The sequence below is a fragment of the Pandoraea terrae genome (assembly GCF_902459695.1).
Lineage (GTDB): Bacteria > Pseudomonadota > Gammaproteobacteria > Burkholderiales > Burkholderiaceae > Pandoraea > Pandoraea terrae.
Window position 1 is genome coordinate 1 of record NZ_CABPRZ010000029.1, and the last position, 24,531, is coordinate 24,531.

Annotated in this window: 19 protein-coding genes and 1 pseudogene; 12 read left to right on the top strand and 8 right to left on the bottom strand. The window is 59.5% G+C overall.

Features of this window, described 5'->3' with window-relative positions; translation table 11 throughout:
* Positions 1–53: 53 nt before the first annotated feature.
* The 5 genes from PTE30175_RS23865 to PTE30175_RS23885 form a co-directional block, all read right to left on the bottom strand.
* On the bottom strand, positions 54–2,414 hold the full coding sequence (locus PTE30175_RS23865; protein ID WP_150699565.1) for an efflux RND transporter permease subunit: 2,361 nt from the start codon (positions 2,412–2,414) through the stop codon (positions 54–56).
* A gap of 63 nt (positions 2,415–2,477) precedes the next feature.
* The gene (locus PTE30175_RS23870; RefSeq protein ID WP_150699566.1) at positions 2,478–4,310 is read right to left on the bottom strand and encodes a DUF1302 domain-containing protein; all 1,833 of its coding nucleotides are present in this window, start codon (positions 4,308–4,310) and stop codon (positions 2,478–2,480) included.
* An 80-nt stretch (positions 4,311–4,390) separates the two neighbouring features.
* On the bottom strand, positions 4,391–5,755 hold the full coding sequence (locus PTE30175_RS23875) for a DUF1329 domain-containing protein (protein WP_150699567.1): 1,365 nt from the start codon (positions 5,753–5,755) through the stop codon (positions 4,391–4,393).
* Between the two features lie 83 nt (positions 5,756–5,838).
* Positions 5,839–6,255, bottom strand: coding sequence for a RidA family protein (locus tag PTE30175_RS23880; protein WP_150699568.1), 417 nt, complete (start codon positions 6,253–6,255; stop codon positions 5,839–5,841).
* Between the two features lie 136 nt (positions 6,256–6,391).
* Complete coding sequence (locus tag PTE30175_RS23885; RefSeq protein WP_150699569.1) at positions 6,392–7,273, bottom strand: phytanoyl-CoA dioxygenase family protein; 882 nt, start codon at positions 7,271–7,273, stop codon at positions 6,392–6,394.
* An 839-nt stretch (positions 7,274–8,112) separates the two neighbouring features.
* Between PTE30175_RS23885 and PTE30175_RS23895 the strand changes: the two genes are divergently transcribed.
* Positions 8,113–9,555 (top strand): TetR/AcrR family transcriptional regulator, encoded by a 1,443-nt coding sequence (locus PTE30175_RS23895; protein ID WP_150699571.1) that lies wholly within the window; start codon positions 8,113–8,115, stop codon positions 9,553–9,555.
* A gap of 276 nt (positions 9,556–9,831) precedes the next feature.
* Here PTE30175_RS23895 and PTE30175_RS23900 read toward each other — a convergent pair whose 3' ends face one another.
* Positions 9,832–10,893 carry an NAD(P)H-dependent flavin oxidoreductase gene (locus tag PTE30175_RS23900; protein ID WP_150699572.1) on the bottom strand — a complete coding sequence of 354 codons (1,062 nt, stop codon included), beginning with the start codon at positions 10,891–10,893 and terminating at the stop codon, positions 9,832–9,834.
* A gap of 164 nt (positions 10,894–11,057) precedes the next feature.
* Positions 11,058–11,639: a TetR/AcrR family transcriptional regulator gene (locus tag PTE30175_RS23905; protein WP_224788948.1), complete on the bottom strand. Its 582-nt coding sequence runs from the start codon at positions 11,637–11,639 to the stop codon at positions 11,058–11,060.
* Between the two features lie 544 nt (positions 11,640–12,183).
* Here PTE30175_RS23905 and PTE30175_RS23910 point away from each other — a divergent pair.
* On the top strand, positions 12,184–12,948 hold the full coding sequence (locus PTE30175_RS23910; RefSeq protein ID WP_150699574.1) for an enoyl-CoA hydratase: 765 nt from the start codon (positions 12,184–12,186) through the stop codon (positions 12,946–12,948).
* A 358-nt stretch (positions 12,949–13,306) separates the two neighbouring features.
* On the opposite strand, the gene PTE30175_RS23915 is transcribed toward PTE30175_RS23910, so the two are convergent.
* On the bottom strand, positions 13,307–14,134 hold the full coding sequence (locus tag PTE30175_RS23915; RefSeq protein ID WP_150699575.1) for a phytanoyl-CoA dioxygenase family protein: 828 nt from the start codon (positions 14,132–14,134) through the stop codon (positions 13,307–13,309).
* A 318-nt stretch (positions 14,135–14,452) separates the two neighbouring features.
* Here PTE30175_RS23915 and PTE30175_RS28870 point away from each other — a divergent pair.
* From PTE30175_RS28870 to PTE30175_RS23965, 10 genes and pseudogenes are all read left to right on the top strand, one after another.
* Positions 14,453–14,575 (top strand): annotated as a pseudogene (locus tag PTE30175_RS28870) (adenylate/guanylate cyclase domain-containing protein); the annotation flags it as partial.
* A gap of 113 nt (positions 14,576–14,688) precedes the next feature.
* The gene (locus PTE30175_RS23925) at positions 14,689–15,894 is read left to right on the top strand and encodes a TetR/AcrR family transcriptional regulator (RefSeq protein ID WP_191629196.1); all 1,206 of its coding nucleotides are present in this window, start codon (positions 14,689–14,691) and stop codon (positions 15,892–15,894) included.
* Positions 15,895–16,172: 278 nt separating this feature from the next.
* A complete protein-coding gene (locus PTE30175_RS23930; protein WP_150699577.1) occupies positions 16,173–17,105 on the top strand; it encodes an SDR family NAD(P)-dependent oxidoreductase in 933 nt (310 codons plus the stop codon).
* Complete coding sequence (locus PTE30175_RS23935) at positions 17,098–17,634, top strand: MaoC family dehydratase (protein ID WP_150699578.1); 537 nt, start codon at positions 17,098–17,100, stop codon at positions 17,632–17,634. Before PTE30175_RS23930 ends, PTE30175_RS23935 begins: the two co-directional genes overlap by 8 nt.
* Before the next feature lie 121 nt (positions 17,635–17,755).
* Positions 17,756–19,579: an acyl-CoA dehydrogenase gene (locus PTE30175_RS23940; RefSeq protein ID WP_150699579.1), complete on the top strand. Its 1,824-nt coding sequence runs from the start codon at positions 17,756–17,758 to the stop codon at positions 19,577–19,579.
* Between the two features lie 67 nt (positions 19,580–19,646).
* Positions 19,647–20,831 (top strand): acetyl-CoA C-acyltransferase, encoded by a 1,185-nt coding sequence (locus tag PTE30175_RS23945; RefSeq protein WP_150699580.1) that lies wholly within the window; start codon positions 19,647–19,649, stop codon positions 20,829–20,831.
* Positions 20,832–20,903: 72 nt separating this feature from the next.
* Positions 20,904–21,347, top strand: coding sequence for a hypothetical protein (locus PTE30175_RS29295; RefSeq protein WP_420819672.1), 444 nt, complete (start codon positions 20,904–20,906; stop codon positions 21,345–21,347).
* Between the two features lie 227 nt (positions 21,348–21,574).
* A complete protein-coding gene (locus PTE30175_RS23955) occupies positions 21,575–23,134 on the top strand; it encodes a Fic family protein (RefSeq protein ID WP_150699581.1) in 1,560 nt (519 codons plus the stop codon).
* A gap of 600 nt (positions 23,135–23,734) precedes the next feature.
* Entirely contained in the window at positions 23,735–23,983 is a 249-nt protein-coding gene (locus tag PTE30175_RS23960; protein ID WP_150699582.1) for a type II toxin-antitoxin system Phd/YefM family antitoxin, read from the top strand.
* Positions 23,980–24,369, top strand: a complete 390-nt coding sequence (locus PTE30175_RS23965) for a type II toxin-antitoxin system VapC family toxin (protein ID WP_150699583.1) — start codon at positions 23,980–23,982, stop codon at positions 24,367–24,369. Before PTE30175_RS23960 ends, PTE30175_RS23965 begins: the two co-directional genes overlap by 4 nt.
* The last annotated feature ends 162 nt before the right edge of the window (positions 24,370–24,531 follow it).

A 24,531-nucleotide genomic window follows, 5' to 3' on the forward strand; every position in this document is an offset into this window, starting at 1 on the left:
AGGCAACAAGCGTCTTGATCATGGCTGAATCTCTGTAATGGTGCTCGCGGGCATCAGTGGCTGAGCAGGCCCGGCGCACGCGCCGGCTGACGGCGCGGGAACCAGCGCTCGAGGCACGATGCCAAGGCGGGCAATGCGGTCATGGCCATCAAAAGATTGACGAGGAACATGAAGGCGAGCAGCTTGCCCATGTCGGCCTGGAACTTCAGTGCCGAGAAGCTCCACGTCACCACGCCGACCGCCAGCGTGATCGCCGTGAAGATCGTGGCCACGCACTCGAACTCGAGCGCGCGCTCCATCGCCTTGAGGATCGGATCGCCTTCGGCCAAATGCCTCTGCAGTCGGTTGTAGATGTACAGCGCGTAGTCCACGCCGATGCCCACCGCCAGCACCATGACCGGCAGCGTTGCCACCGTCAGCCCGATATTCAATTCCTTCATGAACCAGTAGCCGATGAAGGTCGCCACCGACAGCGGCACACAGCAGGCCAGCATCGCACGCCAGTCGCGGTACGCGAGGAACACAAGGATCAGGATCGCCGCGTACACGTACAGCATCATCGGCAGCTCGCTCTTCTCCACCTCGTCATTGGTGGCGGCGAGCACGCCCGCGTTGCCCGCTGCAAGGCGGATGTTGATACCGGGGAACGGGTGCGACGCGCGGTATTGCTTCACGTCAGCCACAATCCGGTTGATCGTCGTCGCCTTGTGATCGGTCAGGAACAGGTGCACGGCAGTCATGCTGCAGTCGGCTTTCATGAAGCCCTTGATACGCCCGACGTCGACCGAAACGGCGCCATAGTTTTCCGGCGAGATCGGCACGACATTCATTTTCGGATAGTCTTCGTTGTACCCCGCGTTGTAGGTACGCAGCATCGCCGAATACGACTGCACCGATACCACGCCCGGCTCGGTCCGCATGGCAGCCGCGAAGTCGTCCTCGTACAACCCGAGCGCCGGGTTGTCGCAGGCCTTACCGCTCGATTCGATCGCGACCGAGAGCCAGTCGAGACCCATGTCATAGCTGCTCGCGATCGACGTCGCATCGAGATTGAACCGTGCGTGCTCACGCAACTCCGGTGCCCCCGGCTGCAGCGTGCCGATCACGCGGTCGCGGCTCTGCCAGGCGGAGAGTGCAAAGACCACACAGGTCAAGGCGACCGTGACCCCCGCATACTTCGGTTGGGCAACCTTCGCCAGCGGACGCAGCAACGCCGAGCGCCAAGCGCCACGCTTGAGTGCGCTTTCGGCGTATGCCTTCGAGAAGTTGAAGCACGATGCGGCGACCGGCAGCAGGATCAGGTTCGTCACGATCTTGTAGGCCACACCCAGCGAGGCGGTGATCGCCAGTTCGCGCACCATCGGGATCGGGATCAGCAGCAGCGTGATGAACGACACGAAGGCGGTGACAAGGGCCAGCACGCCCGGGATCAGCAGGCCGCTGAAGCTGTGCCGTGCCGCATCGAATGAGCTATGCCCACGCGCGATCTCGCGCACGATGAAGTTGACCTGCTGCACGCCGTGCGACACACCGATGGCGAACACCAGGAACGGCACCAGCACGGCCAGCGGATCGAGCCCGAAGCCCAGCAGCTTCAACGTCCCGAACTGCCAGACGAGCGAGGTCAGCGAGCAGACGATCAGCAGCACCGTGAAGCGCACCGAATGGCAGTACCAGTACACGGCCAGCGCAGTCAGCAACAGTGCGATCGCGCAGAAGCCGAGCACGGCGGTGGCCCCATCGGCGATGTCGCCAATCTGCTTGGCGAAGCCGATGATCTGGATTTCATAGCCTGCATCCTCGAACGGCTTGCGAATCTGGGCTTCGAGCAGATGGTTGAACGCCACGTAATCGAGCACCTTGCCAGTGCGATCCCGCTCGTTCAGTTCGGCCGTGATCATCGCGCTATCTTCGTTATGCGAGACGAGCGTGCCGACATAGCCGCCAAGCGTTGTCGAGCGACGAATGTTTGCGACGATCCCGGGCGTCAACTGGTCGGGCGTGATCGTGCCCGCAATGATTGGCTCCGCGCGAAACCCTTCATCGGTAATCTCATTGACGAACGCGTTCGGCGTCCACAGCGACCGAACACCGATTCGATCGACGTTCGGCAGGTACGTGACCGCCTGGGTCACCTTGTACAGCCGCGTCAACCCCTCCGTCGTCCAGATGGAACCCTTGCGCGCCCGCACGACAACGGTGATCCGGTTCGCACCGAGCAGATCAGACCGGTATTTCTGGAACGTCTGGATGTATTCATGGCCGATCGGCATCTGCTTCTCGAAGCCGGCATCCATGCGCAACTGCACTGCGAACACCGCCATGAGGGCAGTAAACAAGCCGATGACAGCGAGCACGATCACACGGTGACCGAAGAAGCCTCTTTCCAGACCGCTGACTAGACGATTTAACACGGCATTATCCCTTCAAGTATTTCAATGGCGCATGACGTGCGCCATTTCCCACAGGTTCACCCGTCAGAAGTTCCGAGTGGCAAACACCCCGATGAAATTTCGATCTGAGAATGGCTGACCCACCGTCTGGTGCCCTCCGAAGAACATCGTGAAATTGATGCCCGCCTGCCAGACAGTCGGATTCTGATTGAACAGTACGTAGAAATTCAGCGACTTCGCGCCTTGCAGGTAGTTCGCCGTGAGCGTCGGCGTATAGCCATAGAGCGCGTCGGAGAAGGTCACGCCGGGCGTCACCTGCCAGCCACGGATCAAGGTGCCGTCATAAGTCCAGTTGAAATCGATGGTCGCGCCCACGGAACTCGACGTACCCTGCGCCATCGCGATCGGATAGCCCAGGCCCGAGTTCTGGTTCAGCCAGGGCAGATACCCGGCTTGGGGCACCTGCGTGACCGTTTGTCCGTTGATCGTGCGGGTGACGCCGCTCGAACTCAGGCCGGGGTACTTGATCCACGTCACTTCCCACGTCAGCGCCGCCGCATCCGCGCCGATCAGCTTGATGAACGGATGCTTGCTAGGCGTCAGCGCCAGGATGCCGTTGATGTCGAGTTGGAATTTTTTCTTGTCGACCCATTGCTTGCAGTCGATGCCGGCCACGCCGTTCGTGTTCACGTCGAGCGGACCGCCGGGACCAAAGCAACCCGAGAGCGCCACGGCGTCGCGCGGGCGATACGACAGCTCGGCGCCGATCGCCCAGTCGCCCAGCCCGAAATTCGTACTGACGCCAAAGAGGTGCCGGTTCTCGGGATACGAAAACTGTGCCGTGCCGTTGGCCAATGACGTAATCACCGGGGACTTGTCGACATAGTTTTCGTAATAAAATCCGAAGTTCGCGTCAACGAAACTCGGCGCATAGTTGAACTTCACGCCGAACTGCGGCTTGTACTTCGACGGCAACTTCGTCGAGACGGGAACGCCGATATCGAAGAAGGGCGATCCGGCGAAGTCCCCATTGACGAGGCCAGCATTGATGTTATTGATCGCCGCCTGATTGTGGCTGTTCGGCCCGGCGATCGTGCCCGCGCTGGGGCCGGCCACGTTGAAATTGTTCGTGTTGACCGTGAGCGGTTCCGCGCCGCGGCCAAAAGCATTCGTGGTCGACCAGAACGTTCCGACCGGCGGGTAGCGGTTCCCGTTCCACTGCCACTGGTAGTAAGCCTCGGTGCTGACCCCGTGGGAAAGGTCCGCGGCGAAGCTCAGCATCGGCGCCGGGAGCAGCGCTTGCTTGAGCTGCGTGCCCGGAATCAGCAGCTTCTGGATGTCGAGCGAGTTGGTCGCATTGATGCCACTCTGTGCGAATATGCTCTCGCCCCAGTTGATCACCTGGTTGCCGATTCGCACATGTGCCTGCCGCCCGGAAACCGTGAAATCCTTCTCGCCCCACAGGTCGAGCAATTGCGCGTTGTAGACGACCTGCGCTGACGCGGTGCTCGATAGCGGCGTTCTCTCCGTGTTCTTGGCCATGAAGTCGTACATGCCAGTGCCGCGGGCCATGAACTTGAGGCCCTCGCTCGGCATCGTCAACAGCAATTCGCTGGTCGCACTCAGGTAGGTGGTGAACGGCTTTCCTCTACGGTAATTCAAGTCGCCGTTGTCACCGAACCCCCATTGGTCGACGTTGGCCGCCGCGCCGCAGCCGTTCGCGTTAGGATCGCCGGTGAGCGAGCAACTCGGATTCTTGGTCCGAATCCCCGCGCCCGCTGTGATGTTGCTCACCCACGAAGCCTTGATGCCGTCGTCCGGCCCCATCGTGAACTCATAGCCGTATGCGCTTGACGTTGCCGCGCCAAAAATCACGAACGAAACAGTAGTACACCTACCTATAATTTTGCTTTTCATTGTCCCCTCACCCAGCAGTGGCATTCAATGTCGACGTGCGCCGTAGGTGCACGTCGGCCCTCTTATCCGCGCAAAAGTTCTCAGCGCTCGCTGACCGACCTCAGCGTCTCTGCAGTGTAGAAATCGGACTTGAATCGCGGATCGCTGATCTGCTGGAACCAGTGAAGATCTTTGCCCTGGCCGATAGACGATTGATCAGTTACGTAACGCCCGTTGATTAGGTCGTACTGCACGAACGGCTGGTTGTCGCAGGCGCCGCCCAGCTCCCACACCGGGATCGGGTAGCTTTCCCGCGCCTTCCACAGCTTGCCCTGCGCGTCGTAGTCCTCGCCTGTGAGTGCCAGCCAGCTGTCCTCGTCCAGATAGAAGACCTTCTTCGACGCGACGTGCCGTGCAGAGGGCTTGAGCGTCGCCTCGACGACCCAGACGCGGTGCACCTCGTAGCGCCGGTTTTCGCCAGCGATGCCGTCAGGCCTGAAGACGTCATGCAGCTTGCTCTTGAACTTGTACATGCCGAAGGCGTTGTACGGAACGATCATTTCGCGCTTGCCCACGAGCTTCCAGTTGAACCGGTCGAGGGAACCGTAGAACATATTGGCTTCATCGATCAAGTACTGATTCTCGAAGCCGATAGCCGGCGCATCGTGCGTATAGGCCGGCATGCGCCTCACGCGCCGCTGCCCGGGGAAGTAGTAGAAGGTTTCCGCATCCTTGTTGAAAAATTGACGCTGCACAAAAGCCTGCCCGGCCAGCGCCGGCGGCGTATTCATCTGAAAATAGGCGCCCTGAGCAAGTTGATCAACGTCCTTCGGCGTGTTCTTGCCCAATTTGCCCGACGGGAAATACTCAGTCGCCACGCTGATTACATCGATCCATTCGCTGCTACCCGGACGTGGGGAAACAGAAGTCACCACCTGCGGCCATTCCAGGCCTTCGCCTCGGTACCGCATTAAGTAGTTCAGAATCGCTTCGGCTCCATTTTTCGGTTGCGGAAACGGCACCCCGGGGAAAATGGCGGTCTGCACCATTTCACCGTTCGAATCGAGCTTCGCCGCCGTGAGATTCGCCTTCGAGTTCTGTGCAACGGCGTCCGGCAACTGGCATTCGCGGTGCGACGGATAGACGTCCATCCGATAGCCCTTCTTCTGCTTGACCAGCTGAATCTGGCCGGGCGAAAGTTGCTCCGCATACTTGTCGACGTTCGATGCATCGATCGAATAGAGCGGTTTCTCGTTCCGGTGCTTCCAGAAATCACCGCGGTACTTCCCATACTCCCAGCCGGGCTCGGGCGACTGCTTCCCGGCATAGGCCGGCACGGCGCCGTCCTTGCTCGCGGCGCGGTCGGCGCCCTCAGGGGTGAGGTCGTCTGCCGCGACGGCAGTCACACCCACAAGCAATAAAGCGGCCGCGATAGCAGATACGGCTCCAATGCTGCACTTCTTCATGATGATTCCCCTTCCGACTACGCCTACCCACACAGGTTACGCCCCTCACGGGCGGAATACGATCCCTCGGATACGATCATCCGCTAGTCGACTACCCCGCACCCGGCCACCGCTACCGCCCGAATCTCAATGCACAACTCAGGAAGCGCCAACTGCGTCACCCCAACCGCCGTCCACGACGGATACCGGTTCGGAAAGTACTCGTCCTTTACAGGCGCAAAGGACTCCATTTCGCCCCTAAGGTCCGTGTGAAAGGTCGTCAGTTCGGCGACGTCGGCAAGACTCGCGCCCGCGGCCTCGACAACCATTTTCAAGGACTCGAAGGCGATCCGGGCCTGCGCCTGCATACCTTCGCCGGGTTTTCCATCCGCGCCGATCCCGACCTGGCCGGACACCCAGATCGTGTCTCCCACGCGAGTGGCCGGAGAGAAATGGTAGGCGTCGTACCACGCCTGGAACGGCGGCGGAATGATCGATTGTCGATTGGTAGTTGTTGCCATGACGAATAAGCACCTTTGTTTAAACGAGAACGAGCCGACAGAAGCGGAATGGAGGCCCCCAAAAGTTAGACTTATTGAGCGCCCACAAAAACGGGGTAACTCGAATCCGGACGGTCAAGGTTGGCTGCAAGGACGCTCACGGAATCAAGCCGACTTCCTTGAAGCTCTCCAGCTTCAGGAGTTCGAGCGGCGAAACACTCCGGCCATTGCGTTCAATCCAGCCGGCGTACGTTTCCCCCATGGACCAGCCCAAAAGCCGCTGGAATTCCTCGGGGAAAGTTTTCATCTTCTCGATCGGAATGGAGAGGTAATGATTCTCTTCCTGCCTTAGGAACTGCAGGATGTAGGGCATCACGATGCCGGTACGGGGAGCATCCGTAACGTTCTCGCCGCCGCCGTGGTACGTCGACCCGAGCCACAGCAGAGCATCACCCGCGCTCATCTCCGCAGAAACCGTCTCCTCTACTTTCGGCATGCGTTCGTCATCCCACTTGTGGCTGCCGGGAATGACCCGCGTTGCACCGTTCTCGTGCGTAAACTCGGTCAGCGCCACCATGATGTTCACGGTAGAGTCTCGCTGATAGGTCGGATGGCGCCAGAGGTAGACGGTGTCATCGCGGTGCAGCGGCTGCCCGCCTTGCCCGGGCCAGATCTGAATGATCTGCGTCGCGCTGACCTGGATGTCGGGCACAACTTCCATCTGCTGATCACCGAACCAGACCTTGGGCGGATTCGCCTGCAGGATCTTGCGCGAAGTCTCCAGGAACAGTGGATTCATCGCAATGGATACAGCGTGATCCGTGCGCGAGAAGAGCCGCGAAAGGCGGCGCGTCTTGTCGCCGTGAAAGTACGGATCATCTCCCGCGCTAGTCTGCTCCAGGAGAGGCAGCAGATCCTGTTTCAAGCCGTTCAGCGTTTCCGGCGTCACGAAGCTTTGTACGCAGACAACCCCATCCTCCCGCAGGACAGCGGCGATTTCATCGGGTGACGATATATTGGGTAGCTTACGGATGCTCATATCTTGACCTTTCAATAATTTGGCTGATTCAAATGTGTGGAAACTGAATCGCGAATACGGTTGGCAAAGCGCTGAGGAGCCTACAGGGATCCATACACGGGCTCGTGCTCTCCGATGCCGATCGGGCCATCGAGCACAACCTGCATGCCAAAAGCGTTCGCAATCTTTTCGATATTCACATCAATTCGCCTTCAAATCTGACGTATGCGCCGGCCTTCCTTACTGGACCTTCATAAGTGCTCGCATCGTCGGCCGTTCCGACATGGGAGGAAACACACACCACGCCCCGTCATCGTGCCGAAAAAAGAAGATCGCCAACGAGCCTGACGCCCGAATAGACTCCGCGCGTACACATCGCACAGATCTGCGCTTCGCATAAGTCAGCCGGGTCAAGCGAATCGGTGAAGCCGGTGTCGAGGCAACCCATTTGTCAATCAGGCTGCGCAAGGACGTTGCATCGCTACTCATCTCCCACTCCTTTGCCTTTTGCCCAGGTGCCGACGTTCCGCCAGATCCAGCACTACATGCATATGACCTATAATGTGCGTATGTATGACCTAATAATAGCGGCGCAATGACCTAGTAGCAAGCCGATTGGCGTCAGGGAAAACACCAACTGGCGCTACGATATTTCCGGCAAGGAGCGGCAGGACGCGGCCCTCCACCGACGGTTGCCCCCCCAAACTCACCTGAACTCGATAGGGAGCCCGCGCTGACTTCAATCACGATCTCATTGCAGGAACAGGCCGAATATGGGAAGACACGATGAGGTTTCCTCCTACCATCGAAGCGACCTATAATTTGCAGCAGGTCGATGTAAGCTTTTTGGGAGAGCCGACGTGCAACAGAAGACGGTAGAGCAAGGAACCTTTGACGATCACGGGGAGGCAAGGCCCGATTCCGGACCGGGTGCGCGGCGAAACCGGGAACTGCGCCTTACGCAGATTATCCTTGCCGCCCGGCAGACATTTCAGGAGGATGGGTATGCTGGATTCGCAACACGCAGCGTCGCGGCTCGCGTAGGAATCACATTAGGAAACCTTCAATACTACTTTCGAACGAAAGAGGAATTGCTACGCGCGGCGCTGCAGACACATATTGGCCAGATTGTCAGCGACTACACGGCAATCGCACGCCAGTCAGGTGTCAGCGCCGCGCGGCGTTGCTCCGTGCTGCTAGAGCGCATTTTTCACGACATTAACGAAACCGATCTACCGAAGTTCCTGTTTGAAGTCCGGGCTTTCGCGCAGCATGAGCCGTATGCTGCGGAGCTCGTTGACGATATGTATGCCGAATATCGGGGTACCTTCGCGAAGCTGCTATCAGAGCTCCACCCGACTTTGACTAACGAACAGAGCCTGGCGCGCGCATCCGTTCTTGTCGCGCAGACGTCCGGATTGATGATATTCGCCTACTACGGCGGAGACTCGGATAAGGACTATGCGGAATTCGTTCGCATGACAGGGCGATCTGTGAAAATGATCGTGGGCTTGTCGCCACAAACGCTGGAAAACGAAGCTCGTCTTCACGGTTCGCGCAATCGTCAAGCATATGGCAAGAGCAGTGCGCAGGTCGGCGTCTTTGACGCTGAGAAGCACGTCCAGCACAGGCTATTCGAGCTGAGCATGCGACACACAGGACAAGATGCCCTCTTCTATTCCCGACCAACGGTTCAAGGGAAGCGTCGAGAGGTAAAGGTCAACGAGATCGTCTCTTCTGCCGCTAACCTTTTGGCGGCGGAAGGATACGCGAATTTTACTCTAGCGCGAGTGGCCAAGGAGCTGGGCATTCTGCCATCCGCGCTGCAGAACTATTTTCCAACACATGACGACCTGCTCCGCTCGACAATTGACGCGATCATGAAGGCCTATCTGGACCGCTATGCAGAAATGGGCAAGCCGAGCGGGAAACCTGCGCTGGAGCGACTGTGTGGAATCGTTGACAATGCTTTAGAAGAAGCCCGCGATTCGAGGGTATGTCGATTCTTGTTCGAAATAATTGCACTGGCCCAGCACTCGGACATAACGCTTGAACTCCTGAGAAGACTCTACCCCGCCTATCGAGCGATTTACGTGGATCTGCTGCGCGAGATAGACTCGTCTGCCACCGCGCGCGAATGCCACGCGCGCGCGACACTAATCGCGGCGCAGATGGAAGGCGCAACGATTTTGATGTTCGGTTCCCAGAAGCAACGTCCGGACATGGACCGCGTTTTCGAGCTGATGAGGGCCATAACGATTCGCATCGCGCACGGAAACATTGGCGCAAAGGGCGCGGCGTAGAGCCGTCACATTCGTTGGCCACACTCGCGCGCCAACGCGCGTGCAAGTTAGCGCGTACGGGTTTCTTGTAGCTCAGCGCCTCCTTCTGGGAGGCAGCCAAAAGCGGCGCAATCCGCGGCAAGCAACGCGACGATTAAGGCGGCTCACCAACCGTGACGAATGACATACGGGACCTCGGTCCCGTATGTCATCGCAATTGGCGCGGCGTGGTCGCTTTGCCCGTTTGTACCGGCTGTCGAATTCAAACTGTGCGACTGCCATGATATCGCAGCGCCGTTAGAGCGCGGCGACTGCGAGATCAGACGTATGGTCGAGCATCTGCCTTAACCGAGACCGGATCAGGATCTCCGCATCGTCGACGATTGTATCGATGAGTTCCTTGACTGTCGGAATGTCGTCAATGAGGCCGGCGACCATGCCGCAACTCCACGCACCGGAATCCATCAGCCCGTCTCGCATCACCTTCGGATACACGCCGGCCACTTGGTCCATGATATCGTCGATGCGAAGATCCTTGCCTTTCTCCCGCTCGATATCCAGCAGGCGTTCGACACCCGCGTTGTTGAGGACGCGCTCGGTATTTCGAAGACCGCGCATGACGAGCCTCGTGTCAAGTTCCGTTGCGTTGACGATAGCTTTTTTCACGTTCTCGTGCACTGGGGCTTCCCGCGTAGCAATGAAGCGCGTGCCCATGTTGATGCCATCAGCTCCCAACGCAAGCGCTGCCACCAGGCCGCGGCCGTTGCCGATGCCGCCCGACGCGACGATTGGAACGGTGAGCCTGGTCGCCGCTCGCGGAATCAACACCATATTCGGAATATCGTCTTCTCCCGGATGGCCGCCACATTCGAAGCCGTCGACCGTCACGGCGTCACAACCGATCTGTTGGGCCGTCAGTGCGTGACGAAGCGACGTGCATTTATGAAACACCGTGATCCCGGCGTTCTTCAGTTGCTTGATGTAGGGCTCCGGATTGCGGCCAGCCGTTTCCACGATACACACACCACCCTGGGCGATCGCGTCGATATATTCGGCGTACGGCGGGTCTGAAAACGTCGGAAGAAACGTGAGATTGACGCCGAAGGGGCTGTCGGTCATGTTTCGGCAACGGGCAATTTCCTTCGCAAGCAGTTCAGGCGTTTTTTGCGTCAACGCCGTGATGATGCCGAGGCCGCCTGCGTTCGAAACGGCCGACGCGAGCTCGGCCAAGCCGACATAGTGCATCCCGCCCTGGATGATCGGGTGCCTGATTTGAAACAGTTCGGTAATTCGTGTCTTCATGCTGGTTTCCTTGTCTCTCAGCGCGTGCGCGGTTTTTGGCAACGTTGACGGAACCATGATAGTGATCCTGTCGTGTCCGCTCCATTCGGGTTCCGCGTGGGAAGACAGCGCGATCATTCCGCCCGGCATTGGCGGGAATGACCGGCGCGACGAAGCCTCCGAATACCAATGATTCGGTTTTACGAATGCGGATTGATTTGTATGAGCGCGGGAAACGCGCATCAGGAGTCGCGTTGTGGACGATCGCCGCTTGAAAGGTACAGGGTCGTCATCAGTTTGAGTTCACGTCGTAGCTCGTGGCCAAACAGGTCGCCCGCGTACAGGATCGCTCGATGCACCAACGCTTCGCCCGTGGATTCGACAACAAAGGCCGCGAGCCGCAAGTCGGGCCGCGGGATGGGCTCACCGCAGACGCGCAATGCGTGTTCGAGCAGATCGGCAATGGCAAGGGAAACACGCTTGAGGTGATGGATTTTGCTTACTCTACCCATTTGGTCGAGCAACACGCGATGCAGATCGAGATCCTTTTCGTATGCATCTACCGTGGTGTCGACCCACGCGTCGACAAGCTGTGCGATACCTTTGCCTTCGACTTTGCCGAACGCGCGTGCATACATGTTCAGAAGGTCGTCGCAGTGACGTTTGATGAGCTTTGCGACGATTGCTTCTTTGCTGGTGAAATACTCGTAGAGCGAGCCTACGCTGACACCCGCTGCCTCGGCGATCCGCGTGGTGCTGGTGGCTTCGAATCCGTCGCGTACCAGCAGGTGTTGCGCCGCATCGAGGATCGCATTGACCGTCATCACGGACCGACCCTGCCTTGGTCTGCGTCGTACGGCGATCTGCGTGCCCGCGGTAAATTTCCGGTTCCTGATGGGCACGTGTCCTCCTGTCGTCATCGTTTTGCGCCAAACGAAAGGCTGCCCGACGCCTGCGCCTGTCGCCCATTGTAGCGATATTTCGCTGCAACGAGACTTGGGCCAACACTGGAAATCCGAATGAAGCGAACCCAAGAAGAGTCTGGGCGGGGTGTCAAGACCGGCAAGTCGTTAGGCCAGCTCTGAACTGACGAATTCACGTATCCGAATGGGCTGTTTTGCGGCGCTGCGGTGAAGCTTGGACGACCGGCCAGTCGGACGCGGTGATATGGCAGCGGAATCCGAATGGAGCCCGGAAAAAGCGGCGTATATGATAGATCGAACCTTAGATTTGCTGGTGTCCCGATGAACGTTGGCTGCTCGATTGAATAAGCAACGATACCCGGAGACGGAGACATGGAACCGAAAGAAATCGTCGAATCCTCGGGACTATACGAAGCCGAACACACAAACGAGATCAGGAGAAGCAATGTCTGACATTATCAAAAGTATCGCGCAGGGCGTTTTGACCATCACTATCAACCGGGCGGAAAAGCGAAACTCGATCACGGCCGAAATGTATGCGACCTTCGAGGCCGCATTGTCGGAAGCTGAAAACGACAGAGAAGTCCGGGTTGTCCTGATAACGGGTAGTGAGAAAGTGTTCTCGGCGGGTAATGATCTGGGGGATTTCATCCACAACCCGCCAGCGAGCCTGGACTCCCCGACATGGAAATTCGTGCGGCGTCTCGCCGCATTTCCGAAACCGGTGATCGCAGCTGTGTGCGGGGCTGCGATCGGTATCGGCATGACGATGCTACTCCATTGCGACTTGGTTTTCGCGGGTGAGAACGCCAAATTCAGCGTGCCATTCGTTGACCTTGGATTGTGCCCTGAGGCGGCGTCCAGTCTTCTGCTACCTCTGAGAGTGGGACATCAGCGAGCATCATGGGCCTTGCTGTCGTGCGAGGCGTTTGACGCCGAAACGGCACGCGAGATGGGGCTAGTCAATCGGGTGCTTCCTGTCGAACATGTATTTGATTTCGCGAACCAGGAGGCTGCGAGACTTGTCGCGAAGCCCATCGAGTCCCTTGTAGAAACGAAGCGTTTGATGAAGGCAATGTATGGCGATCAGATATCGGCACGTGTTGACGAAGAAGCTGTTACGTTCGCAAAGATGCTTGCCGGTGATGCAGCAAAGGAGGCAATCGCGTCGTTCCAGGAAAAGAGAAAGCCGGATTTCAGCCGCTTTTAGCGCGCAAGTGCGGCGATCGACGCGCGTGACCCTCAGGCCGAATCAATACAGTCGAATATCGGTACGCTCAAATTCTCCGCGAGATAAAGGACATCTTCGTCGAGCGTGCCGGCCGCACGACGGTCACGATCCCTGTTGGACTCCGTTGGCACGACGCTCGATGCCATTCGTTGTGGCTCGCGAGAAGAGCGTCAAACTGGACTACTGCCGATTCGGTGGACATCGACCTAAGCTTCTTGGTCTGCTACCGGGACGGCAGCAGACCAGACAACGCGAGTCATCACCAACCTCAACGTCACCATCCTCTCACCATCGGCCGCTTAAGAGTGATGGATGGCCGCGGTCGCGGCAACCATGCTCAGCGCAGTTGGGTGAAATGACTGGGGTGGTAGGGATCACCGGGATTCAGCGACGGATCGTTGGCCCCACCAAACTCCATCTGATAGTCGCTCTCCACAGGGGGCAGCGCTCGGTAGAACAGCTTGTCGCCGGTGAACCGCAGTGCCATTGTGTGGCGCGTCGGGCAGGCTGGCGTCACGGGAGCACCGCCGTGCAGGGCACCGGAGTGGAACACCAGGGCATCGCCGGGCTCTAGATCCCAGGAGATCACGTCCCACGACGTCGGGTCATTCTTGCGATCCGCCTCGATGTCAGGAAGTTTCTGGAAGAAGTCTCCACCCCACCCCGGCGCAGTGGGATCCGATGGGTCGACATATGCCGGTGCGTCGTACTCGGGGCCGAGGTGGGAGCCGCGCACGATTTCGAGCGAATTCTCCTTGGGAAGGCTCTCGAAGCTGAACCAGAGGTTGGCCACGTGCGGCCCGTTTGCCGGTATCACTGAGGTGTCCTGGTGCCAGGGTGACCCCCCTGCCTTCCCACCTGATTTGATGAACAGTTCTTCGGTAATGAACCAGACGTGCTCCGAGTCCCACAGGGACGCAAAGAGATCTTGGAGCCCAACCTCCCGGACAAATGCCAGGTACATATCTCTGTTCGCAGGATTGCCGTATTCGTTGTAGTGCGCGTCACTCGTTCCTTCGAAGATAATCTTGCCGGTGCCGGGGTGGGCAATCGCGTAGTCGAAACACTCACGTGCACGCTTCATTTGCTCCGGCGAGAACAAGCCCCGGATGACGATGGCACCATTAACTGCCAAGTCCTGCTTCATCTGTTCAGTTACTTGCATGTAACCCTTCCTTTTTCAGCAATAGTTGAGAATTAAGTCGGAATCCCAGACGCTCGGCGGCCGGTTCGTCGATCCCATCACACTGCGAGCCGGAGAGGCGAATCGCGTTGAAGCCGGCATCGCACCAAACCCATTGACACGTCTTTATGACCCACAATACACGTATTACTGACCTAAATTAGCGGTGTTGTGACCTATAATCAAGGCACTTGAGGGCAGGGAAAACACCAACTGGCGCGACAATTTTGAATGCGCGCCATGAAGCCAGACAGGAGCGGCACCGGATCGGCTGGGGCAGAAATATATTGGGTTTTCTTGAAGCCAACCCACAAATTGCGCGCACTGCAAACCGGCGCGAAGAACTTCATCAGCAAACCGTTCGATCTGGCCGAAGTTCTGATGCGGGTTCACAACATGTTGGAGGTCCGCTTGCTGGTTCGGCCGTCGCACCCCCGCCCGACTTTCGGCAAAATAGCGTGCTAGTGGAATTGGAACCTCTCGACATGCTCCCGAAAACGGCACCCGCACGGCAACCCAAGCAGCAACGATCACAAGTGACCCGAAACCGGATCGCGCAGGCAGCGATTCAACTGCTCGGGGAAATCGGCGAAGCCGGCCTGACGCATCGCGACGTCGCAACGTGCGCTCAGGTCTCGCTGGCCGCCACGACTTACCACTATGCGTCGAAATTCGACCTGCTCGCACACGCGTCGTCCGTTATCCTCGAAGACTACGAGACGCGATTTCGCGGCTTCGCGTCCCGGCAGACGACGCTCACGTCGGGCCGCCCGACGTTCGAGCAGTTCCTCGTCCGCCTGTTGCACAATGCTGCGGGACGGGAGCGACTGCGCACGATCGCCTGGTGCGAGATCATGCTCATCGCCGGTCGAAACGCCGACACCCGTGCGCTTGCGAAGGTCTGGTACGCGCGCCTGCACGAGATCTGGACGGATATCGCATCGCTCCTGGGCGCAAGCGCCGACCCACTCCACGTCCAGGCGGTGATCGACCGGACCATTGGGCTGCTGTTTATCGTCATGTCGCTCGGCCTGACGCCAGATGAAGCCGCAGCCTGCTACACCGACGGCCTCGACAAAGTCGGGCCCGCGCCCTTGTCCGACGCCCCGGTGCCCACTTCGGCACGCGCCCCCACAAAACGCGTCAAAGGGCACGAAACCCGCCAGCAATTGCTCGACGCCGCCATCAGGCTGATGGCGACGCATGGGGCCGGCGCCGTGACAGGACGCTCGATTGCCGCCGAAGCCGGCGTGGCGCCGGCTGTTCCATCCTACTATTTCAAGCCGGTCGGCACGCTGATCGACGCAGCACGCGAACAACTCTACGAAGCCGCCAAGACGCGTTATCGCGAAAGCGTGACCGGAATCGACCTTGCGACCGCCACGCTCGACCAGATCGTCGACTTGACCACCGCCGTGCTAGTCCGCGAAGTCACGCAGTTCAGCGATTTCAATCTCGCCACCCTCGCGATCGAGGTGGAGGCCGCGAGGCAGCCGACGCTGCGCCCCATGGTCGGCCAATGGTTCAGCGACCGGAGCCGGCCATGGCACCGGCTCCTGACCAAATTCAACAGTGCAGCGTCTGCAGCCGATGGGCTGCTCATGGTGAGTCTCTTTACGGGCATGCAGGTTCGCTTGCTGGCAACCGGCGCCGAGATCTCGGCGCTGGGCGACCTGCGACTCGAGTTTCTAGCAGCGCTTGATGCGCTGGGGTACGGGAAGGCGAATTCGTCAGCCGGATAAAATCTGTACACATGATCGAAAAACTATTGACGCGATCTAGCAAGGTCGCTACATTAGCCTTCATGTAGGCTGATTTATGGGATATGTCCGTTGATTTTCCTCTCAGCCAATATCCGTACAACCATCTTCTTTGGCCTTCATGGCAGATAGCCGTGCCTCGAACATGACCTTGTGAGCCGAGGCCATCCGGCGGCACGGCAATCGGTCGCGCAAGGCGCCCGCAGTCCGTACCGGCGCATTTGCAGGTCATTACGAAGTTCATATCAAGGAAGCGAGCTATGACGATAAATCTGACCAATCGAGTTGCGATCGTGACGGGTGCCGGCGCCGGCCTCGGACGGGAACATGCACTGCTGCTCGCGCGGCTGGGCGCGAAAGTCGTCGTCAACGACCTCGGCAGCGATGTGAATGGCCGGGGAGGCTCCGCCACCGCGGCACAGAAGGTCGTCGACGAGATCGTGGCTGCGGGAGGCGAGGCGATCGCGAACGGCGCGTCGGTCACCGACGTCGAACAGGTGCAGGACATGATCAGCCAGACGCTTTCGCGATGGGGACGCGTCGACATTCTCGTGAACAATGCCGGCATCCTGCGCGACAAGAGCTTCAGCAAGATGACGCTTGATGACTTTCGCGCGGTGATCGAAGTCCATCTGATGGGATCCGTGAATTGCACCAAGGCCGTGTGGGACGTCATGCGAGAGCAGAAGTACGGCCGCATTGTGATGACGACGTCGTCGTCGGGCTTGTACGGGAATTTCGGGCAGTCCAACTACGGCGCCGCGAAGATGGCGCTGGTCGGCCTGATGCAAACACTGGCGCTCGAAGGCGAGCGAAACAACATCCGTGTAAATTGCCTCGCGCCCACGGCGGGCACGCGCATGCTTGATGGCCTGATGCCCGAGGACGTTCTCAATGCCCTGGCGCCCGGTGCCGTCAGTCCGGCCGTGGCTGTACTCGCCAGCGATGACGCCCCTACCCGGATGGTGCTGTGCGCAGGCGCAGGCAGTTTCGAAGCCGCGCACATCACGCTGACGCCCGGCATCCACGTCGGGACCGGCGAGCAGGTGCCGCACTTGCTCGCGCAGCGGCTCGACGAAGTGGCCAGCCGGAACGGCGAATCCGTCCCCGCGTCGGGCGCTGCCCAGGGCGATCTCGAATTGCACAAGGCCGGCTTCACCGGCGCGAACGCCACGGAGCCCTCACATGCCTGACACGTACAGTACGACCACCGGCATCGTCGGCGCCGGCCAGACCGGCACCACGAATGCCACCGGGTGTCGTGGCCGCGCACCGCTCTCACGATCACAGCTGTCGGCCCTCGTAGGCGAGGCGCTTGGCGTATCCGAATGGATCTGCGTCGATCAGGCGTCGATCAATGCCTTCGCCGACGTCACACGCGACTGGCAGGCCATCCATGTCGATGAAGAAGCCGCGCTTACAAGCCCGTTCGGCGGCACGATCGCTCACGGATTCCTCACCCTTTCGCTGCTCTCGGCGATGGCGTACGACGTCCTCCCTACGCTCGAAGGCCAACGCACGTCCGTCAATTACGGACTGAACAGTCTACGTTTCGTGATGCCGGTGCGCAGCGGCGAGCGGGTGCGTGGACGCTTCACGTTGAAGCAGGTCATGGAACGAGGCCACGGGAGTTGTCAGTTGACGATCGGCGTTGCCGTGGAAATCGAGCACCAGCCCAAGCCCGCGCTGGTGGCCGAGTGGCTGACGCTCATCAACACCTGAGACTCAAGCGAGTGATCCCGGATCTGGCAGCCACTCCGTGAACCTCATGATTCCTTCGTAAGGATGCAGGAAACGGTCATGGCTTCAGTCACAACCAGGTCGCATTCTCCCATTCGATCCTATGACAAGCGAACTCATACTCTCTCGCCGCGACCTGGACTTCATTCTGTTTGACTGGCTGCAGGTCGACTCACTCACCAACCGCCCGCGCTTTGCCGGTCAGGATCGGTTCGACTACGCATCCGTGCTTGACGTCTATGAAGCCCTCGCGACCGACCTCTTTGCGCCCCACAACAAAAAGAACGACAGCCACGAACCCTTGTTCGATGGAGAACGCGTGACCGTCAACCCGGAAGTCGGCGTCGCATTGCGTGCATTTGCCGGTGCCGGCCTCATGAGCGCCGCATTTCCAGCGGAATGGAACGGCATGAGCCTGCCGGGCACCATAGAGCGGGCCGGCATGGCGTACCTGCTTGCTGCGAATCCTGGCACGGCCGGCTATGCATTTCTCACGATCGCCAATGCGAACCTCCTGATTGCGCACGGCGAGCGCGAGCGGGTGTCGCACTACGTGGAGGCGATGTCGGAAGGCCGTTGTTTCGGCACGATGTGCCTGTCGGAACCGCAAGCCGGCTCGAGCCTCGCGGATATCCGCACGCGCGCAGTGCCGACAGGCGATGGCCGCTATCGCCTGTTCGGCAACAAGATGTGGATCTCGGGTGGGGATCACGAGATTTCCGAGAACATCGTCCACCTGGTGCTGGCGAAGATTCCGGATGAGAACGGCCAAGTGCCTGCCGGCGTGCAGGGCATATCGCTGTTCACGGTGCCACGCAAGCTCGTTGGCGCCGACGGGCTGCCCGGCGATCGCAACGACGTCGTGCTCGCCGGCATCAATCACAAGATGGGTTATCGCGGCACGGTGAATTGCGTATTGAATTTCGGCGAAGGGCGCTTCCGTCCGGAAGGCGAGGCAGGCGCGCTCGGCGAGATCGTAGGCGAGCCAGGCAAGGGACTCGCCTACATGTTTCACATGATGAACGAGGCACGCATCTCGGTAGGTCTCGGCGCAGCGGCGCTGGGCTATACGGGGTACCTGCACGCGCTCGACTATGCGAAGACACGCCTGCAAGGACGGCCGCGCAGCGAGCGCGACCCTACGGCACCACAGGTGCCGATCATTCGCCACGCCGACGTGCGGCGTATGCTGCTTGCACAGAAGGCATACGCGTCGGGAGCGCTGGCGTTATGCCTGTATGCCTCTCGTCTCAGCGACGATATCCATTCGCTGGAGAGCGCCCACGCTCGCGAGGAAGCGCAATGCCTGCTCGACCTGCTCACGCCGGTCGTGAAGAGCTGGTCTTCCCAATGGGGCCTCGTCGCCAACGACCTCGCGATCCAGGTACACGGCGGCTATGGCTATACGCGCGAATACAACGTCGAACAGTTCTATCGAGACAACCGGCTCAACCCGATCCACGAAGGCACGTTCGGCGTCCAGGCGCTCGACCTGCTCGGCCGGAAGACCCGCATGAACGGCGGCGCAGCCATGACTTTGCTCGGCGAGAAAGTCGCCGATACCGTAGCGCGCGCGCAGTCTTGCGCATCGTTGCGACGTCATGCCCGCGCGCTTGAAAGCGCGTGGGGGCGAATCCGCAGCGTGACGGACCAGTTGCACGCGCTTGACGATGCGGAACTTCAGCTCGCCAATGCGGCGGCCTATCTCGAAGCGTTCGGCCATGTCGTGGTCGGCTGGCTGTGGCTCGATCAGGCAATTACCGCGGACGCACTTGCGAGCGGCCCGCGCGCGAGCGACTTCCATCGCGGCAAGCTCGCCGCCTGCGATTACTTCTTCGGCTGGGAAATGCCCAAAGTGGCTGCGTGGCTTGCCGTGCTCGATCCGGTCGAGACAACCCCGCTGAACGTGCCCGAGCAATGGCTCTGAACGACGCCATCGCGCAATTTTACGCGTGGCTTCCCTCGCCCCTTTCCAATTCGACCCAGGACGCATCATGATCGACGCAGTCATCGTTTCCACCGCCCGCACGCCGATTGGCAAGGCGTATCGCGGCGCATTCAACGCCACGCATTCGCCCACCCTGCTGGGACACGCGATCCGGCACGCGGTACTGCGCGCCGGCATCGAGCCCGATCGCATCGAGGACGCCGTGATTGGCTCCGTGCTCAACGCCGGCACTGCCGGCGGCAATATCGCACGACATGGCGTGCTGGCTGCCGGGTTACCTGCTTCGGTGGGAGCGCAGACGCTTGACCGCCAATGTGCGTCGGGGCTGATGGCGATTGCCACAGCCGCCAAGCAGATCATGTGCGACGGCATGCAGGTTGTCGTCGCGGGCGGGCAGGAAAACATCTCGGCCGTACAGAGCCGCTACCTGGAGTGGGTGCGGACCGAGCAGGATCCGAACGTGCTGGCCGTGCAGCCGGCCGCGTATATGCCGATGCTCGAAACCGCCGAGTTCGTTTCGCGCAAGTACTGCATCCCGCGAGAGGTACAGGACCAGTACGCGCTCGAGTCGCAACGGCGCACCGCCGAGGCTCAGGTGGAAGGCCGCTTTTCGGACGAGATCGTACCGATCACCACACGGATGTTGGTCATCGACAAGGCCACCGGGCAAACGTCGCACAAGGAGATCACGCTCGCACAGGACGAAGGCAATCGTCCCGGCACGACGCTCGATTCACTCAGCGCGCTGACGCCGGTTGTCGAAGGCGGCGTCGTGACTGCCGGCAATGCGAGCCAGTTGTCTGATGGCGCCAGCGCATGCGTGCTGATGAATGGCAAACTGGCGCAACAGCTCAGCCTCGCGCCCCTCGGCATTTACCGAGGGATGACTGTCGTCGGCAATGCCCCTGAAGAGATGGGCATCGGCCCCATTTACGCGATTCCCAAGCTGCTGAAGTTGCACGGACTGTCGGTGCAGGATATCGGCCTGTGGGAACTCAACGAGGCGTTCGCGTGCCAGGTGCTGTACTGCCGCGACAAGCTCGGCATCGATCCGGCCCGATACAACGTGAACGGCGGCAGCGTTTCGATCGGCCACCCGTATGGCATGACGGGCGCCCGCCTGGTCGGCCACGCGCTGATCGAAGGCAAGCGGCGCGGTGCACGCTACGTGGTGGTGTCAATGTGCGTCGGTGGCGGAATGGGCGCGGCGGGCCTGTTCGAAGTCGCCTGAATCACGGTCCCGACGCACACCTGGCATGCACGCCTGCGGGAGTCTCCTAGCATTCGGCGAATTGTCGGACGCGTGGGCGAAATCGCTCAAGGCAACGCTGACCTGTCGCAGCGCACGGAGGAACAGGCCGCATCACTCGAGGAAACCGCTTCCAGCATGCAGCAGTTGACAACCACGGTTCGTCACAATGCGGACAATGCGAAGCAGGCGACCATGCTGGCAACCACGGCGTCAGAAAAACAGCGCGCCGGTATCGAGCAGGTCAACCAGGCGGTCACGCAGATGGATCAAGTGGCCCAGCGGAACGCCGCTCTGGTTGAAGAAGCCTCCGTGGCGGCAGAGTCGTTAGCTCAGCAAGCACAGACGCTGCGGGACGCAGTCGCTATCTTCAATGTGGCGATTGCTCCGTCGGAATGCCGTGGTATCGCTGCTGATTGCACGCTCTGGAGCGCCGCCGGCCGGAGGTCGCTCCCTGCTTTCAAGGCCGCGGAGGAAGGGGATGCCTTCTCAGCGTGAGGCTCACCCGTTTTCCTGATCTCGTGTTCGACGGTCTGTCGGAGATAGTTGAGGCATAATTTCACGATTCCAGCGGCTCCTTTCGCCCCCTTGGACGCCCACCCATTAAGGCTTCCGAGCACACTCATGCATCTATGCCAAAGTATATTTTATGACTATGTCATAGTGGATCTTTACATTATCCCATAGTAAACTTTATGCCTATCCCATAGTGATTTATTTGCGATATGGCTACCAGAAAGCGCATCTCCACATCAGGTTCGCCGGCGCTGGCAGCGGCGCTGCGGGTACTCAAACGTCTACAGGACAAGCACCACGGCGTGGTGGAGCACAAGGATCTGACGGACGATCAGCGCGCGCTCCTGGTCGATACCGGTTTCCTGCGGCCGGTCATGAAGGGTTGGTACATCTGCAGCAATCCGGCCGACGGCGATGGAGAGTCGACGGCATGGTATGCGAGTTTCTGGGCGTTCATTTCGGGATATCTGGGCAAGCGGTTCGGCAAACGCTACTGCCTCAATCCCGAGGCGTCCCTGCTGCTCCACACTGGAAACACGACCGTACCTGGACAGGTTACGGCCGTCGCCGTGGATAGCGGTTCCACGGTGGTGAAGATGCCCTTTGACACGTCTCTTCTGGTTTATCCAGACAATAAGCGGGTTCCGAAGTCCCGCGTCGAGGTCAGGGGGTTACAAGTTTGGCCTGTAGCCGAAGCCCTATGCATGTCGCCCCCTCAATTCTTCGTGAACTATCCCACGGAAGCCGAGATTGCGCTGGCCATGGTGCGGGACCCGTCCGAACTCTTGACGACGCTACTTGCGAATGAGGGGATGCCTTCGGCCGCGGCTCGTTTGGCAGGCGCGCTTCAGTTTGCACAGAGGCCGCACGACGCAGACCGCATCGTCAAGGCATTTGCTCAGGCAGGCGTCGCGTTGAAGCCGACCAACCCTTTCGAGCGGGCGACACCGTCTCTCGCTCCAAGCCGGGAACGGTCCCCATATGTTCTGCGCCTAAAATCCATGTGGGCGGCCTGGCGAGAAGACGTTATGCAGATCTTCCCCGCGGAGCCAGGTCGCAACATGGATGTCTCCGCATATCTGGCGCTGGTCCAGGAGCGATATGTCTCGGACGCGTACAACTCGCTGTCGATCGAGGGCTATCAGGTAACCGATGAGCTGATCGAGCGCGTTGCCCGAGGCGATTGGAACCCGGACGGCGGCCCCGAGCAGCAGAAAACGCGTGACGCGTTGGCGGCGCGTGGTTACTACCAAGCCTTCCAGACTGTGAAGGAGAGTATCGCGCGGATTTTTGTGCGGGAGAACGCCGGGGACGTTGTGCAACGGGATCACCACGACTGGTATGCGGAATTGTTCGGCCCAGCCGTGACGGTTGGCGTTCTTCAACGTCATCAGCTCGCAGGCTATCGAACCGGGCCCATTTTCATCCGTAACTCCATGCACACGCCTATTCCGCGCGAAGCGATACTGGACGGTCTTGAGACGCTCTTCGATTTGATCCGGTACGAGCCTCACGCGGGCGTGCGGGCCGTACTCGGCCACCATCTGTTCGTGTTCATTCACCCCTACTTCGACGGCAACGGGCGCATTGGCCGGTTCCTGATGAATGCCCTGCTTGCTTCAGGTGGATACCCGTGGACGGTGATCAGGATGAAACGCCGTGCCGAGTACATGAATGCGCTCGAGCACGCCAGCGTCCACCGCGACATCAAGCCCCTCGCTACCTTCATCAAGGAAGAAATGGAACAGTGGTCTCCAGAGCGGGAGTAACTGGTCGCCCTTGACGACCTAGCGAACGCTTGGCTGTGTAAGGCCGCCTGACGAAAAAGCCCTTGAATCTATTTCAATTCAAGGGCTTTCGTGAATTTCTGGCGGAGAGAGGGGGATTCGAACCCCCGATAGGCTATTAACCTACGCGCGCCACAGAGATTCATTCAATTAAATCAAAGACATGGTAACGCGCTATTGTGTCACAGCGATTCGGTGCGCTATAGCGTAAGTATTTGATACATATGGGGTGCGGACGCGCCTATGACACAGCGTGCTGGGGTTACAACGCAACTCCCACCGACTCAGGGGGTCTCGCGTCAAGCTCGGGGCGCGCCGCTAAGGTGTAGTAGTTCCGACTTGATCTGGCAGTAGGACCTTGCCAAGAAGTGGGGTTACCCGGTTTGATATCGGTGCGAATCTGAATCAGCCGGCGCGCGACGCTGCGCCTGACCCAGCTCGCCAGGCATCCCAGAAAAGCAGAAGTGGCCACTCAAGCATTCGATTATATTTAACTATATAAATAACCGATAGATAGTCAATAACTTCTTCCGTTTTTCTGCTAAACTAAGTCAAGCAAACTAAGTTTAATGGAGGTGTCGGATGCACGTCTACAACATCCACGACGCGAAAACGAACTTGTCTCGCCTCATCGAGGAAATTGTGAGGGACGGCGAGCCGTTCGTGATCGCTAAGGCTGGTAAGCCCCTCGTGAAGGTCGTGCGCCTCGAGGAGTCCGAGAAGCCCGCTAAGCGCACCGGCTTTCTCAAGGGACAGTTCAAGGTGCCGGCCGACTTCGACACGATGGGTTCGTCTGAGATCTCGGACCTGTTTGAAGGACAGCAGCAATGAAGCTGCTACTCGACACGCATTTGCTGATCTGGGCGGCCGAGGATAACCCGGCTCTGCCCGGCGCGGCGCGGGAGCTCATCGAGGACACCGACAACACACTGTATTTCAGCGTGGCGAGCATCTGGGAAATCGTCATCAAAAGCGCGCTCGGTCGTGACGACTTTCAGGTTGATGCGCGGGTGCTGCGGCGGGGCTTGCTCGACGCAGGGTACGAAGAGCTCTCGATCGAATCCCAACACGCCTTCGAGGGCGGCACCCTACCCCCGCTGCACAAAGACCCATTCGACCGGATTCTGGTTGGCCAGGCCATTGCCGAAGGGATCGTCCTGTTGACGCATGACGACCTGATCCGTCAGTATAATTTTGCTCCGGTCCGTTACGTGTAACGGTCTGGGAGAACAGGGGTTCAAGCGCCGGCGCAAACCACCAATGAAGGCGTATCTCGACATCGAACACGACCGGTTGCGGAGCCAGTCGCTCATGGTCGTGCAAACCGATGCGTACGGGCGCGGCCAGCGCATCGACGAACACCCCCAGTGATGGCCGGC